The 15977-nt window shown below is 61.2% G+C and carries 9 protein-coding genes, 4 tRNA genes and 1 rRNA gene; all 14 read right to left on the bottom strand.

The features are described 5' to 3' along the window. Nucleotides 1–55 precede the first annotated feature (55 nt). A complete protein-coding gene (rpoC, locus tag WS49_RS28705; RefSeq protein ID WP_059535568.1) occupies nt 56–4297 on the bottom strand; it encodes a DNA-directed RNA polymerase subunit beta' in 4242 nt (1413 codons plus the stop codon). 21 nt (nt 4298–4318) lie between these two features. Next, nucleotides 4319–8425, bottom strand: coding sequence for a DNA-directed RNA polymerase subunit beta (rpoB, locus tag WS49_RS28700; RefSeq protein WP_059535566.1), 4107 nt, complete (start codon nt 8423–8425; stop codon nt 4319–4321). Nucleotides 8426–8802: 377 nt separating this feature from the next. Then, entirely contained in the window at nt 8803–9177 is a 375-nt protein-coding gene (gene rplL / locus WS49_RS28695; protein WP_021161757.1) for a 50S ribosomal protein L7/L12, read from the bottom strand. Nucleotides 9178–9240: 63 nt separating this feature from the next. Beyond that, nucleotides 9241–9738 (bottom strand): 50S ribosomal protein L10, encoded by a 498-nt coding sequence (gene rplJ, locus WS49_RS28690; RefSeq protein ID WP_038715103.1) that lies wholly within the window; start codon nt 9736–9738, stop codon nt 9241–9243. A gap of 295 nt (nt 9739–10033) precedes the next feature. Beyond that, entirely contained in the window at nt 10034–10732 is a 699-nt protein-coding gene (gene rplA, locus WS49_RS28685) for a 50S ribosomal protein L1 (protein ID WP_059535563.1), read from the bottom strand. After that, the gene (gene rplK / locus WS49_RS28680) at nt 10733–11164 is read right to left on the bottom strand and encodes a 50S ribosomal protein L11 (RefSeq protein ID WP_006400671.1); all 432 of its coding nucleotides are present in this window, start codon (nt 11162–11164) and stop codon (nt 10733–10735) included. Between the two features lie 140 nt (nt 11165–11304). Next, entirely contained in the window at nt 11305–11862 is a 558-nt protein-coding gene (nusG, locus tag WS49_RS28675) for a transcription termination/antitermination protein NusG (protein ID WP_006400672.1), read from the bottom strand. 1 nt (nt 11863) lies between these two features. Beyond that, a complete protein-coding gene (secE, locus tag WS49_RS28670; protein ID WP_059535562.1) occupies nt 11864–12244 on the bottom strand; it encodes a preprotein translocase subunit SecE in 381 nt (126 codons plus the stop codon). A gap of 42 nt (nt 12245–12286) precedes the next feature. Beyond that, nucleotides 12287–12362 (bottom strand) — tRNA-Trp (locus WS49_RS28665). 59 nt (nt 12363–12421) lie between these two features. After that, a complete protein-coding gene (tuf, locus tag WS49_RS28660; protein WP_006482910.1) occupies nt 12422–13612 on the bottom strand; it encodes an elongation factor Tu in 1191 nt (396 codons plus the stop codon). Between the two features lie 65 nt (nt 13613–13677). Further along, a tRNA-Thr gene (locus tag WS49_RS28655) sits at nt 13678–13752 on the bottom strand. A gap of 25 nt (nt 13753–13777) precedes the next feature. After that, a tRNA-Gly gene (locus tag WS49_RS28650) sits at nt 13778–13851 on the bottom strand. A gap of 43 nt (nt 13852–13894) precedes the next feature. Continuing rightward, nucleotides 13895–13980 (bottom strand) — tRNA-Tyr (locus WS49_RS28645). 1877 nt (nt 13981–15857) lie between these two features. Continuing rightward, nucleotides 15858–15970, bottom strand: a 5S ribosomal RNA gene (gene rrf / locus WS49_RS28635). Nucleotides 15971–15977: the final 7 nt, after the last annotated feature.

Below are 15977 nucleotides of genomic sequence, written 5' to 3'. Positions count from 1 at the left end.
GGGCGGTTTCGACGACAGCGAATACGCAACGTGAGGCGGCTCGCGCCGCCCGTGCTTATTCGGCTGCCGGGTGTTGCGGCTCTTCCGCAGGCGCGCTCGGCGTGCCGAAGTCGAATGCCTCTTCCGCTGCGATCTGATCGAAACGCTCGCGGTCGGACATCTCCTTCGCCTTGCGTGCCTTGTGGAACGCGAGACCCGTACCGGCCGGGATCAGACGGCCGACGATCACGTTTTCCTTCAGACCGCGCAGATCGTCGCGCTTGCCCATGATCGCCGCTTCGGTCAGCACGCGGGTCGTTTCCTGGAACGATGCCGCCGAGATGAACGAGTCGGTCGACAGCGACGCCTTCGTGATACCGAGGAGCACGTTGTCGTACGACGCCGGACGCTTGTTCTCGGCGATCATGCGATCGTTCTCGTCCAGCATGTCGGAACGCTCGACCTGTTCGCCCGGGATGAAGCGCGTATCACCGTTGTCGGTGATCTGCACACGACGCAGCATCTGGCGAACGATCACCTCGATGTGCTTGTCGTTGATCTTCACGCCCTGCAGACGATACACGTCCTGCACTTCGTCGACGATGTAGCGCGACAGCGCCTCGATACCCTGCAGACGCAGGATGTCGTGCGGATCGGCCGGGCCGTCCACGATCATTTCGCCCTTGTTGACGACCTGAGCATCGTGGACCAGCACCTGCTTTTCCTTCGCGATCAGGAACTCGTGCTGATTGCCTTCGAGGTCCGTGATGACGAGACGCTGCTTGCCCTTCGTGTCCTTGCCGAACGACGTCGTGCCGGTGACTTCCGCGAGAATGCCGGCATCCTTCGGCGAACGCGCTTCGAACAGTTCCGCCACCCGCGGCAGACCGCCGGTAATGTCACGCGTCTTCTGCGCTTCGGTCGGGATACGTGCGAGCACTTCACCCACCTGCACTTGCTGGCCGTCCTTCACGGTGATCAGCGCGCCGACCTGGAAGCCGATCTGCACCGCGTGTTCCGTGCCCGGGATCTTCACTTCGTCGCCGTTCGCGTCGAGCAGCTTCACCTGCGGACGCACGCTCTTCGAAGCTTGCGAACCGCGACGCTTCACGTCGATCACGACCAGCGTCGACAGGCCGGTCACGTCGTCGATCTGCTTCGCGACGGTCACGCCTTCCTCGACGTTCTCGAACTTCACCGTACCACCGTACTCGGTGATGATCGGACGCGTCATCGGGTCCCACGTCGCCAGCTGCGTGCCGGCCTTGATCGCCGCGCCGTCGAGCTGCAGCAGCGTCGCGCCGTACGGGATCTTGTGACGTTCGCGCTCGCGGCCGATATCGTCGGTGATCAGCGCCTCGCCCGAACGCGAGATGACGATCTGCTCGCCCTTCGCGTTGGTGACGTAACGCATCGTCGCCGTGAAACGCACGATACCGTTGCTCTTCGCTTCGACCGACGACGCCACTGCCGCACGCGATGCCGCACCACCGATGTGGAACGTACGCATCGTCAGCTGCGTGCCCGGTTCACCGATCGACTGTGCCGCGATCACGCCGACTGCTTCGCCGACGTTCACGAGCGAGCCGCGGCCGAGGTCACGGCCGTAGCAGGCCGCGCACAGGCCGTAACGCGTTTCGCAGGTCAGCGGCGTGCGCACGCGCACTTCGTCGATGCCGAGGCGTTCGATTTCCTCGACCGCCGTTTCGTCGAGCAGCGTGCCCGATTCGTACAGCGTTTCCTGCGTTTCCGGGTTCACGACGTCCGCGACCGCGACGCGGCCGAGGATACGGTCGCGCAGTGCCTCGACGACTTCACCGCCTTCGACCAGCGCCTTCATCGCCACGCCGTTCGACGTGCCGCAATCGTCCTCGACCACCACTAGATCCTGCGTGACGTCGACGAGACGACGGGTCAGGTAACCCGAGTTTGCCGTCTTCAGTGCCGTATCAGCCAGACCCTTACGTGCACCGTGGGTCGAGATGAAGTACTGCAACACGTTCAGGCCTTCGCGGAAGTTCGCGGTAATCGGCGTCTCGATAATCGAGCCGTCCGGCTTCGCCATCAGGCCGCGCATACCGGCCAGCTGACGAATCTGCACCGCCGAACCCCGGGCGCCCGAGTCGGCCATCATGTAGATCGAGTTGAACGACTCCTGGCGCGTCTCGTTGCCGTCGCGGTCCGTCACCGGCTCCGTCGACAGCTGCTCCATCATCGCCTTGCCGACCGCTTCCGACGTCGCCGACCAGATGTCGACCACGTTGTTGTAGCGTTCCTGCGCGGTGACGAGACCCGACATGTACTGGCGGTCGTACTCCTTCACCTTCTTCGCGGCGTCGCCGACGATCGTTTCCTTCTGCGGCGGCACGAGCATGTCGTCCACGCAGATCGAAATGCCGGCGCGCGTCGCGAGGCGGAAACCCGACTGCATCAGCTGGTCGGCGAACACGACCGTCGCACGCAGACCGCACTTGCGGAACGCGGTGTTGATCAGGCGCGAGATTTCCTTCTTCTTCAGCGGCTTGTTCAGCACCGAGAACGGCAGGCCGTGCGGCAGGATCTCCGACAGGATCGCGCGACCGACGGTCGTCGCGTACAGCGAGATCTTCGGCACGAATTGCGGCGCGCCTTCCGACGTGTCTTCGTTGCGGACCATTTCGGTGATCCGCACGTTGACGCGCGATGCCAGCTCGACTTCCTTGTTCTCGTACGCGCGGATCACTTCCGACACGCCGGTGAACGACAGGCCTTCGCCCTTGCCGTTGATCGCTTCGCGGGTCGCGTAGTACAGACCCAGCACGATATCCTGCGACGGCACGATCGACGGATCGCCGTTGGCCGGGAACAGCACGTTGTTCGACGCCAGCATCAGCGTGCGCGCTTCCATCTGCGCTTCGAGCGACAGCGGCACGTGAACGGCCATCTGGTCACCGTCGAAGTCGGCGTTGAACGCCGCGCAGACGAGCGGGTGCAGCTGGATCGCCTTGCCTTCGATCAGCACGGGCTCGAACGCCTGGATACCGAGACGGTGCAGCGTCGGCGCACGGTTCAGCATCACCGGGTGCTCGCGGATCACCTCTTCGAGGATGTCCCACACCACCGGCGTCTGGTTCTCGACTTCCTTCTTCGCAGCCTTGATGGTCGTCGCGACGCCCATCACTTCCAGCTTGTTGAAGATGAACGGCTTGAACAGCTCGAGCGCCATCAGCTTCGGCAGACCGCACTGGTGCAGCTTCAGCGTCGGGCCGACCACGATGACCGAACGGCCCGAGTAGTCGACGCGCTTGCCCAGCAGGTTCTGACGGAAACGACCGCCCTTGCCCTTGATCATGTCGGCGAGCGACTTCAGCGGACGCTTGTTCGCGCCCGTCATCGCCTTGCCGCGACGACCGTTGTCGAGCAGCGAGTCGACGGCTTCCTGCAGCATCCGCTTTTCGTTGCGGACGATGATTTCAGGGGCCTTCAGCTCGAGCAGACGCTTCAACCGGTTGTTACGGTTGATCACGCGGCGATACAGGTCGTTCAGGTCCGACGTCGCGAAACGGCCGCCGTCCAGCGGCACGAGCGGACGCAGTTCCGGCGGCAGCACCGGCAGCACTTCGAGGATCATCCACTCGGGCTTGATGCCCGAGCGCTGGAATGCCTCGAGGACCTTCAGGCGCTTCGCGTACTTCTTGATCTTCGCTTCCGAGCCGGTGTTCTTCAGCTCGGTGCGCAGCGTCTCGACCTGCTCGTCGATGTTGATCGCGCGCAGCAGTTCACGCACGCCTTCCGCGCCCATTTCGGCACGGAATTCGTCGCCGTATTCCTCGACCTTGTTGTAGTAATCCTCTTCGGTCATGATCTGCCGCGCCTTCAGCGGCGTCATGCCCGGTTCGATCACCACATATGCTTCGAAGTACAGCACGCGTTCGATGTCGCGCAGCGTCATGTCGAGCACCATGCCCAGACGCGACGGCAGCGACTTCAGGAACCAGATGTGCGCGACCGGCGAGGCCAGCTCGATGTGGCCCATCCGTTCACGACGCACCTTCGCCAGCGTCACTTCGACGCCGCACTTCTCGCAGATCACGCCGCGGTGCTTCAGACGCTTGTACTTGCCGCACAGGCACTCGTAGTCCTTGATCGGCCCGAAGATCTTCGCGCAGAAGAGACCATCGCGTTCCGGCTTGAACGTACGGTAGTTGATGGTCTCCGGCTTCTTCACTTCACCGAACGACCACGAACGGATCTTGTCCGGCGAGGCCAGACCGATCTTGATCGCGTCGAAAACTTCTTCCTGTTGGACTTGCTTGAATAGATCGAGCAGAGCTTTCATTGCTTTCTCTCCGTAGTCCGATTAATTGCGGTCGAGATCGATGTCGATACCGAGCGAGCGGATTTCCTTCACGAGCACGTTGAAGGATTCCGGCATGCCTGCATCGATCACGTGATCGCCCTTCACGAGGTTCTCGTAAACCTTCGTCCGGCCGGTCACGTCGTCCGACTTCACCGTCAGCATTTCCTGCAGCACGTAGGACGCGCCGTACGCTTCGAGTGCCCACACTTCCATTTCACCGAAACGCTGGCCACCGAACTGCGCCTTACCACCCAGCGGCTGCTGCGTGACGAGCGAGTACGGGCCGGTCGAACGCGCGTGCATCTTGTCGTCGACCAAGTGGTGCAGCTTCAGGTAGTGCATGTAACCCAGCGTCACGCGACGTTCGAACATCTCGCCCGTGCGGCCGTCGTACAGGCGGACCTGGTTCTTCGACGGGTTCATGCCGAGCTGTTCCGCGATGTCGTCCGGGAACGCGAGGTCGAGCATCTTGCCCATTTCTTCCTCGGTCGCACCGTCGAACACCGGCGTTGCGAACGGGACGCCTTCGCGCAGGTTCTTCGCGAGTTCGAGGATCTCGTCGTCGGTGAAGCTTTCCAGGTCTTCCTGGCGGCCCGACTCGTTGTAGATCTTCGTCAGGAACACGCGCAGTTCCTCGATCTTCGCCTGACGCTGCAGCATTTCGCCGATACGCCAGCCGAGGCCCTTCGCGGCCCAGCCGAGGTGCACTTCCAGAACCTGACCCACGTTCATCCGCGACGGCACGCCGAGCGGGTTCAGCACGACGTCTGCCGGACGGCCATCGGCCATGTACGGCATGTCTTCGATCGGGACGATCTTCGACACGACACCCTTGTTACCGTGGCGGCCTGCCATCTTGTCGCCAGGCTGCAGGCGGCGCTTCACCGCGAGGTACACCTTGACCATCTTCAGCACGCCCGGCGGCAGTTCGTCGCCTTGCGTGAGCTTCTTGCGCTTCTCTTCGAACGCGAGATCGAACTGGTGACGCTTTTCTTCGATCGAGTTCTTGATCGCTTCGAGCGATGCCGCTGCTTCGTCGTCCGCGAGGCGGATGTCGAACCAGTGGTAGTGGTCGAGGTCTTCCAGGTAAGCCTGGTCGATCTTCGTGCCCTTCGCGAGCTTCTTCGGACCGCCGTTCGCGACCTTGCCCACCAGCATCCGTGCGAGACGCTGGAACGCGTCGCCTTCCACGATGCGCAGCTGGTCGTTCAGGTCGAGACGGTAGCGCTTCAGTTCGTCGTCGATGATCTGTTGCGCACGCTTGTCGCGCTGGATGCCTTCACGCGTGAACACCTGGACGTCGATCACGGTACCGCTCATGCCCGACGGCACGCGCAGCGACGTGTCCTTCACGTCCGAAGCCTTCTCGCCGAAGATCGCGCGCAGCAGCTTCTCTTCCGGCGTCAGCTGGGTCTCGCCCTTCGGCGTGACCTTGCCGACCAGCACGTCGCCCGCTTCGACTTCCGCACCGATGTACACGATGCCCGATTCGTCGAGACGGCCGAGCTGGACTTCCGCCAGGTTCGAGATGTCGCGCGTGATTTCTTCCGGCCCGAGCTTCGTGTCGCGTGCAACGACGTTCAGCTCTTCGATGTGGATCGACGTGTAGCGATCGTCGGCCACGACCTTCTCCGAGATCAGGATCGAGTCCTCGAAGTTGTAGCCGTTCCACGGCATGAACGCGATCAGCATGTTCTGGCCGAGCGCGAGCTCGCCCAGGTCCGTCGAGGCGCCGTCGGCCAGCACGTCGCCGCGCGAGACCTTGTCGCCCATCTTCACGATCGGACGCTGGTTGATGTTCGTGTTCTGGTTCGAACGCGTGTACTTGATCAGGTTGTAGATGTCGACGCCGACTTCACCTGCGACCGCTTCGTCGTCGTTCACGCGAATCACGATACGGCCTGCGTCGACATAGTCGACGACGCCGCCGCGGAACGCCTGAACCGTCGTGCCCGAGTCGACCGCGCAGGTGCGCTCGATGCCCGTACCGACGACCGGCTTTTCCGGACGCAGACACGGCACGGCCTGACGCTGCATGTTCGAACCCATCAGTGCACGGTTCGCGTCGTCGTGCTCGAGGAACGGGATCAGCGAAGCGGCAACCGACACGATCTGCGACGGCGCGACGTCCATGTACTGGATGCGGTCCGGCGTGACCATCATCGTTTCGCCGGCTTCACGCGACGACACGAGTTCGTCGACCAGCGTGCCGTTCTCGTCGATTGCGGCGTTCGCCTGCGCGATCATGTAGCGGCCTTCCTCGATCGCCGACAGGTAGTCGATCTGGTCGGTCACCTTGCTGTCCACGACCTTGCGGTACGGCGTCTCGAGGAAGCCGTACTCGTTCAGGTGCGCGTACAGTGCGAGCGAGTTGATCAGACCGATGTTCGGACCTTCCGGCGTTTCGATCGGGCACACGCGGCCATAGTGGGTCGGGTGCACGTCACGAACTTCGAAGCCTGCGCGTTCGCGCGTCAGACCGCCCGGGCCCAGTGCGGAAACACGGCGCTTGTGCGTGATTTCCGACAGCGGGTTGGTCTGGTCCATGAACTGCGACAGCTGCGACGAACCGAAGAACTCGCGGATCGCCGACGAAATCGGCTTCGAGTTGATCAGGTCGTGCGGCATCAGGTTTTCGCTTTCGGCCTGGCCGAGGCGTTCCTTGACCGCGCGCTCGACACGCACGAGACCCGCGCGGAACTGGTTTTCCGCCAGTTCGCCGACGCAACGCACGCGACGGTTGCCGAGGTGGTCGATGTCGTCCACTTCGCCCTTGCCGTTGCGCAGTTCGACGAGGATCTTGATCGTCGCGAGGATGTCGTCGTCCTGCAGCGTCATCGGGCCGGTGATCTCGTCACGGCTGACGCGGCGGTTGAACTTCATACGGCCGACCTTCGACAGGTCGTACGCTTCTTCGCTGTAGAACAGACGGTTGAACAGCGCCTCGACCGCTTCTTCGGTCGGCGGCTCGCCCGGACGCATCATGCGGTAGATCGCGATGCGCGCGGCCGTCTTGTCGGTCGTTTCGTCGACACGCAGCGTCGACGAGATGTACGGACCCTGGTCCAGATCGTTCGTGTAGAGCGTCTGGATATCTTTGATGCCCGCTTCGCGCAGCTTCTCGAGCACGCTTTCCGTGACTTCGTCGTTCGCGGTCGCGATCACTTCGCCGGTATCGCCGTCGACGACGTTCTTCGCCAGCACGCGGCCGAGCAGATAGTCTTCCGGCACCGAGATGTACTTGGTCTTCGCGGCTTCGAGGTCGCGAATGTGCTTCGCGTTGATCCGCTTGTCCTTCTGGACGATGACCTTGCCGTCGCGATCCGTGATGTCGAAGCGCGCGACTTCACCACGCAGGCGCTCGGGCACGAACTCGAGTTGCGCGCCTTCGTCCATCAGCGTGAAGTTGTCGAACACGAAGAAGTTCGCGAGGATCTGTTCCGGCGTGAGGCCGATGGCCTTCAGCAGGATCGTGACCGGCATCTTGCGGCGACGGTCGACGCGGAAGTACAGGATGTCCTTCGGATCGAATTCGAAGTCGAGCCACGAGCCGCGGTACGGAATGATCCGTGCCGAGAACAGCAGCTTGCCCGAGCTGTGCGTCTTGCCCTTGTCGTGTTCGAAGAACACGCCCGGCGAACGGTGCAGCTGCGAGACGATGACACGCTCGGTGCCGTTGATGACGAACGAGCCCGTCGGCGTCATGAGCGGAATTTCGCCCATGTACACTTCCTGCTCCTTCACTTCCTTGACGACCGGCTTGTTCGGCGATTCCTTGTCGAGGATGACGAGGCGGACCTTCGCGCGCAGCGCGGAGCAGTACGTCAGGCCACGCTGCTGGCATTCCTTGATGTTGAATGCCGGCGCGGACAACGCATAGCTCACGAACTCGAGGCGCGCGAAGCCGTTGTGCGAAACAATGGGAAATACCGATGTGAATGCGGCTTGCAAACCTTCAGGCTTGCGTTGCGTGCCAGGCACATCAGCTTGCAGAAACGTGCTGAATGATTCAAGCTGGGTGGCCAGCAAGAACGGAACTTGGTGAACGATGGGGCGCTTCGCGAAACTCTTGCGAATGCGCTTCTTCTCGGTGAAGGAATATTGCATACGATCTCCGAATCACGGCGGGTGCTGTCGAGGCGGGATACCTGGACGTTTCGAACCCGAGTGTTCACCGACTGAGACCCGATGGCCGCCCGATGGCTTGAACGAGCCGAGAAGCTTGGTGGTTGGCCGCTACCAACCGCTGGCTGACGGCAGCGGATGCCTGTGTTGCCCGCTACCCGACCAAACTTGCCTTCTGCAGTCGCTTCAGAAGACAAAGAGAAACGCCGATCGCGACCATCGCTTACGATTCGGCGGTTTTCTTTGGCTTCTGGGGCCGATTATTCGGGCTCCCGAATGAGTGCCAGAATAACGTCCCCACAAAGCACAAAAAGGCCGGCGGTGAAAATACCGCCAGCCTTCGCACAGCGCGTCGAAACTTACTTGACTTCGACCTTCGCGCCTGCTTCTTCCAGCTTCTTCTTGGCTTCTTCAGCAGCAGCCTTGTCGACGCCTTCCTTGACAGCCTTCGGTGCGCCGTCAACGACGTCCTTCGCTTCCTTCAGGCCCAGGCCCGTCAGTTCGCGAACTGCCTTGATGACTGCAACCTTGTTGCTGCCTGCTTCAGCCAGGACGACCGTGAATTCGGTCTTCTCTTCTGCAGCAGCAGCAGCGCCGCCGCCTGCCGGGCCAGCGACTGCCACTGCAGCTGCCGACACGCCAAACTTCTCTTCGAATGCCTTGACCAGTTCGTTCAGTTCCAGAACGGTCATCCCTTCGACTGCTGCCAGGATGTCTTCTTTTGCGATTGCCATTTGAAATACTCCTAAATTGAATTCGGATACAGCCAGCGATCAGTGACGCTGATGCACGCTCGATTACGCAGCTTCTGCTTGCTTCTTCTCGGCCAGCGCGGCAAGAGCACGCGCGAAGCCCGAAACAGGCGATTGCATAACGAACAGCAGCTTCGAGAGCAGTTCTTCACGGCTCGGGATGCTTGCCAGCGCTTGCACGCCAGCCTTGTCCATCACCTTGCCATCGAACGAACCAGCCTTGATGACCAACTTGTCATTGCTCTTGCTGAAGTCGTTGACGACCTTAGCAGCAGCAATTGCATCTTCCGAGATGCCGTAGATCAGGGGGCCAGTCATCTGCTCTGCCAGCGGAGCAAAAGGCGTACCTTCAACAGCGCGACGCGCCAGCGTGTTCTTCAACACGCGCAGGTAAACCTGTTGCTCACGCGCTTTCGCGCGCAGCTTGGTCAGATCGCCAACCGCAATTCCACGATACTCAGCCAGCACAACGGTCTGGGCCTTCGCGACTTGCGCGGCAACCTCAGCGACGACGGCTTGCTTGTCTTCTCTATTAAGCGGCACGGTTAGCCTCCAGAAACGATACGTTCGGCACGAAACCTCACGTACCTCGTTCAACAACGGCGTCCGACCTCGTTAGGAGTATTTCCACCTCACGCCGTGAATCGCTTCACGACCTGCGGCTTCACCACTGCAAAACTTTTTCGGGTTCGCCATCTGCGTTGGCTTGAATTAAGGGATCGCCTGCCTGCTGCGCCCCACCAACGGTCTTTGATAACCGGTTGCCCGCCCTGCTGCACGAACAACCGCCCAAAGCCCATGTAGGCCGCGTCGCGAACGAAGCGGCCCGAATACTTGCTTACTGTGCTGCCAGCGTAGCCTGGTCGACACGCACGCCGACACCCATCGTGCTCGACAGTGCGATCTTGCGCAGGTAGACGCCCTTGCTCGTTGCCGGCTTGGCCTTCTGCAGCGCTTCGATCAGTGCCGACAGGTTCGAACGCAGTGCGGTCGATTCGAACGATGCACGGCCGATGGTCGCGTGGATGATACCGGCCTTGTCGACACGGAATTGCACCTGACCAGCCTTCGCGTTCTTGACTGCAGTCGCGACGTCCGGCGTGACCGTGCCGACCTTCGGGTTCGGCATCAGGCCGCGCGGGCCGAGGATCTGACCGAGCGTACCGACGATACGCATCGTGTCCGGCGAAGCGATCACGATGTCGAAGTCCATCTGGCCAGCCTTGATCTGCTCAGCCAGGTCTTCCATACCGACGATTTCCGCGCCTGCTGCACGAGCCTGCTCGGCCTTGTCGCCTTGTGCGAACACGGCAACGCGAACCGACTTGCCCGTACCTGCCGGCAGAACGACCGAACCACGAACGACTTGGTCCGACTTCTTCGCGTCGATGCCGAGCTGGACTGCGACGTCGATCGATTCGTTGAACTTCGCGCTCGCGCATTCCTTCACGAGTGCCAGTGCGTCTTCGATCGCGTACAGCTTCTGACGGTCGACCTTGGCGGCAAATGCCTGACGGCGCTTGGAGATCTTAGCCATTTACACGCCCTCCACAGTGATGCCCATCGAGCGTGCGCTACCAGCGATGGTGCGAACGGCTGCGTCCAGATCAGCTGCCGTAAGGTCCGGCATCTTGGTCTTCGCGATTTCTTCGGCTTGAGCGCGCGTGATCGAACCGACCTTGTCGGTGTGCGGCTTGCTCGAGCCCTTGTCCACCTTCGCCGCCTTCTTGATCAGGACGGTCGCCGGCGGCGTCTTCATCACGAACGTGAAGCTCTTGTCAGCGTATGCCGTGATGACCACCGGCACCGGCAGACCCGGCTCCATGCCTTGAGTCTGCGCGTTGAACGCCTTGCAGAACTCCATGATGTTCAGGCCGCGCTGGCCCAGTGCCGGACCGACCGGCGGCGACGGGTTGGCTTTACCTGCAGGAATCTGCAGCTTGATAAAGCCGACAATCTTCTTTGCCATTTGTAAACCTCGTTGGAACGCCAGACGGCGTTCGGTGAGTGATAACGCGCGTTCGCCGTTGGCTACTGACGCTCCTCAACGGCCATAACGCGAGCCGTAAGCGCGAAGGTGGGCAGCCGAGGCTGCCCACCGAATCGGGATCAAACTTTTTCGACCTGACCGAACTCGAGTTCGACCGGGGTAGAGCGGCCAAAGATGGTGACCGACACACGCACGCGCGATTTTTCGTAGTTGACTTCCTCGACAGTGCCGTTGAAGTCCGTGAACGGGCCTTCCTTGACACGCACCATCTCGCCAACTTCGAACAGGGTCTTCGGGCGCGGCTTCTCGACGCCTTCCTGCATCTGCGACATGATCTTTTCGACTTCCTTCGGGGAAATCGGGGTCGGGCGGTTACGCGCACCGCCGACGAAACCCGTGACCTTCGCCGTGTTCTTCACGAGGTGCCACGTTTCGTCCGTCATCTCCATTTCCACCAGCACGTAGCCGGGGAAGAAACGACGCTCGGTTACAGCCTTGTGGCCGCCTTTGACTTCGACCACTTCTTCGGTCGGAACCAGGATCTGACCGAATTTATCCTGCATGCCAGCACGCTCAATGCGCTCCTGAAGCGCGCGCTGCACGCTCTTCTCCATACCGGAGTAGGCGTGCACGACGTACCAACGCTTTCCGCTCGGGGATGCCGGAGTATCGCTCATATCATTTCCAACCCAGAATCGCCGAGAAAATCACCCATTCGATCGATTTGTCACTCAACCAGAGGAAAATCGCCATCACGAGCACGAAACCGAACACGACAAGCGTGGTTTGCGTTGCTTCCTTGCGGGTGGGCCAAACGACCTTGCGGACTTCCTTGTACGAATCCTTGGCAAATGCGATGAGGCTCTTGCCAGGCACGGACATCAGACCGACGGCCACGCCGGCGATGATACCTACCGCCAATGCGGCGCCGCGGACATACCACTGCTGGTTGGCCAGCCAGAAGAAGCCCACGAATCCGGCCAAGACCAGCAATACGCCCAGGGCCAGCATCAGCTTATCGCCGGAGGTATTTACAGTTTCGACGGATGGATTCGCCATAACACCTTAAAACAAATGCCACGTGGGACACGTGGCGATTTTTGGCAGGGGCAGAGGGAATCGAACCCCCAACCTTCGGTTTTGGAGACCGACGCTCTGCCAGTTGAGCTATACCCCTAAACCATGTTGGGGCCGGCTGATGCCAGCCCCAAAACTGTCGATCAACGAATAACTGGCTTACTCGATGATCTTGGCGACGACGCCGGCACCGACGGTACGGCCGCCTTCGCGGATTGCGAAGCGCAGACCTTCTTCCATCGCGATCGGAGCGATCAGCTTCACCGTGATCGACACGTTGTCGCCCGGCATCACCATTTCCTTGTCCTTCGGCAGCTCGATCGAGCCCGTCACGTCCGTCGTACGGAAGTAGAACTGCGGACGGTAGTTGTTGAAGAACGGCGTGTGACGGCCGCCTTCGTCCTTGCTCAGCACGTACACTTCAGCCGTGAAGTGCGTGTGCGGCGTGATCGAACCCGGCTTCGCCAGAACCTGACCACGCTCCACGTCTTCACGCTTCGTGCCGCGCAGCAGGATACCGACGTTGTCGCCTGCCTGACCTTGGTCCAGCAGCTTGCGGAACATTTCAACGCCCGTGCAGGTCGTCTTCACCGTCGGCTTGATACCGACGATTTCGATTTCCTCGCCGACCTTCACGATGCCGCGCTCGACACGACCCGTCACCACCGTACCGCGGCCCGAGATCGAGAACACGTCTTCCACCGGCATCAGGAACGCGCCGTCAACTGCACGCTCCGGCGTCGGGATGTACGTGTCCAGTGCATCTGCCAGGCTCATGATCGCCACTTCGCCCAGCTCGCCCGTGTCGCCTTCCAGCGCCAGCTTCGCCGAACCCTTCACGATCGGCGTGTCGTCGCCCGGGAAGTCGTACTTCGACAGCAGTTCGCGAACTTCCATCTCGACCAGCTCGAGCAGTTCAGCGTCGTCCACCATGTCGCACTTGTTCAGGAACACGATGATGTACGGAACGCCAACCTGACGCGCCAGCAGGATGTGCTCACGCGTTTGCGGCATCGGGCCGTCTGCTGCCGAGCAAACCAGGATCGCGCCGTCCATCTGCGCTGCGCCCGTGATCATGTTCTTCACATAGTCAGCGTGGCCCGGGCAGTCGACGTGTGCGTAGTGGCGGTTTGCCGTTTCGTACTCGACGTGTGCCGTGTTGATCGTGATGCCGCGCGCCTTTTCTTCCGGTGCCGCGTCGATCTGGTCGTAGGCCTTCGCTTCGCCGCCGAACTTCTTCGTCAGAACCGTCGTGATCGCTGCCGTCAGCGTCGTCTTGCCGTGGTCAACGTGACCAATCGTACCAACGTTGACGTGCGGCTTGGTCCGCTCAAACTTTTCCTTGGCCATTTTCAACTCCCGAAAGGAATTTCACATGTTGCGCCGCGCGCAAACAGACACTGACTTTTTACTGCTGGTGCCCATGGGCAGGATCGAACTGCCGACCTCTCCCTTACCAAGGGAGTGCTCTACCACTGAGCCACATGGGCGCTATTACGCTTCAACTACACGGACTGGAGCGGGTGAAGGGAATCGAACCCTCGTCGTAAGCTTGGAAGGCTTCTGCTCTACCATTGAGCTACACCCGCACGGGCCACTAACGATTCCCTACCGCTCTCTGCGCTGATGTTCTGGTGGAGGAGGTTGGATTCGAACCAACGTAGGCGTAAGCCAACAGATTTACAGTCTGCCCCCTTTAGCCGCTCGGGCACCCCTCCGTAGAGAACTGACGATTATGGGGGTGCATCGCACTCTTGTCAAGCACATCCGGAAGATTATTTTCATCCTCTTCCAGCCTACTTGCGCGACTCACTCGACACCCATGCTCGCCCGGCTGAGGCAAGCACGAGAGGATCGCCGATCGGCGCCCACATCTTCGTCAGACCTCCGTCTTCAGCATCGATTTGCATCTTCGCTGAAAACGAAAGACCGCCATCATAAGGCCTTCCGCGCATAATGCCAAGCGGGTAGATGCAAAAAATCCGCAATTTCCATGCCGGCGGGATTTGCAAAGGCATCCGGCAAACGCCAGGACCAATCTGAAGCCGTTTAACGGTGGCGCGTCAGCGCATCGTCCGGCCGGGGTCAGCCGGGCTATCCGCAGAGGCTCCGACACACCGGACATCGGGTTCCGGATATAGTGCCTGCTCGCATCCTCCGCTGCGACATGCAGGAATCGAACCGCCAGAACAGGGACCGCCATTGGCCCACGTTTTCCGTTCTGGGGACAGAATAGAGGCGCGATACCGTCCCGCTTTCACGCGATCGAGCCCCCGCTCTCCCCCGCCTCATTCAAAGTCCGGACTTCTCTCGTGTTTTCGCGCGATCTTCGGTGCCTCCATGTCGCACTCCGGCGGCACCACGATGCCGCAAGCAGGACGCGCAAAAGAGGCGCGCCAGCTCGCACGGCACATAACAACGTTGAAGTCCGTGGTCAGCGGGCCGAGTGTCGTATCGGATATCGGACGTATAGCGCGGCTTCGCTGCGATAGTCCGACTCATGTGTTGATCCGCTGCGCGAAGGTCCGACGCGATACTTGCCGCACCGCGGCGCGTTCGCTGCGACGGTGACGCGTGGCCGACATGATGGGCAGATGTGTGGGTGCAAATCGTCGCGTATCAGCGGCACCAGGACGTCCGGGCAGGTCGAGCTTCCGGACCGCTCCGGGCGGTGTCATCGTCGCCGCGAGCCGCAATCAGGTGGGTCGAAGGGATCTTCAACATCATGCGTCCGCGACTGCCTCCGGGGCCGCGCTCTCTGGCATCGCCGCGTTGTAGGTGGCGGCGAAGTATCCGGCGTCGACCGGCGGTTCTTCCGCGTCGACTTTGATCGAGATGCCTATGCGACGCCTCCTGCGGACTACGCGCGCCAGAGAAGCTAACGTCCGACACGAGCACCTCAACGTCGGCTGCTCGCCGCCCCGGCGATGCTCACGCCGTGCCGAGATCAGGGCAAAAATTGGATCCGCGACTTGTACCGGGCGAGCATTCCGCGCTGGGTGATCCGAGCGCCGCGTGCACCTCATGTGCCGACCAGCGTCGACGCGAGCGGTATGCATTTCGCGTTGATGGCTAAGATCGTGGCTTTTTCGGTGGCGCAGCTCGTTCGCTCGTTGACGAAGCCTATGCCCTTCGAATCTGGTAGCTCGCTCTCGTCAGAACCAACACGGGGACGTCTGACGGGATCGAGCAGGCAAACCGACGTCACCTCCCGACACTGGGCGGCGGCGGAGGGCTCCGTGGGAATTTCGGTCGTCATTCGGATGCTAACGGGTATGCTCGCGCGGCCTCGAACTACCGTGGATTTGCCATGAAACGCGCCAGCCATACACCGGCAACCCCCGCGCCTCGAACATAGTTACCTACATTGGCCGGAAAAATGCGTTGCCGGAGGCGTCGCCGAACCGGCCCGAGTCGCCTCCCTTGCTGGAGATTGCAGCGAATCGACGGGTGATTGGCCCGGTTGATGGAAAGCGGTGGATTCCGGCGACGCGCTTGGGCAGCAAACAGAGGAGATCGATTGCCTGCGCTCGCATTTCCATCGCGCCAATGCAAAAACCCCCGCCTGTTCGGGCGGGGGTTCTTGGCTTAGGGAGCCTGACGATTACCTACTTTCACACGGGAATCCGCACTATCATCGGCGTAGAGTCGTTTCACGGTCCTGTTCGGGATGGGAAGGGGTGGGACCGACTCGCTATGGTCATCAGGCAAAGAG

The organism is Burkholderia sp. RF7-non_BP4, assembly GCF_001521935.1.
Lineage (GTDB): Bacteria > Pseudomonadota > Gammaproteobacteria > Burkholderiales > Burkholderiaceae > Burkholderia > Burkholderia diffusa.
Note: the sequence above shows the minus strand (reverse complement) of the source record. Positions and strands in the feature narration are given on the sequence as shown.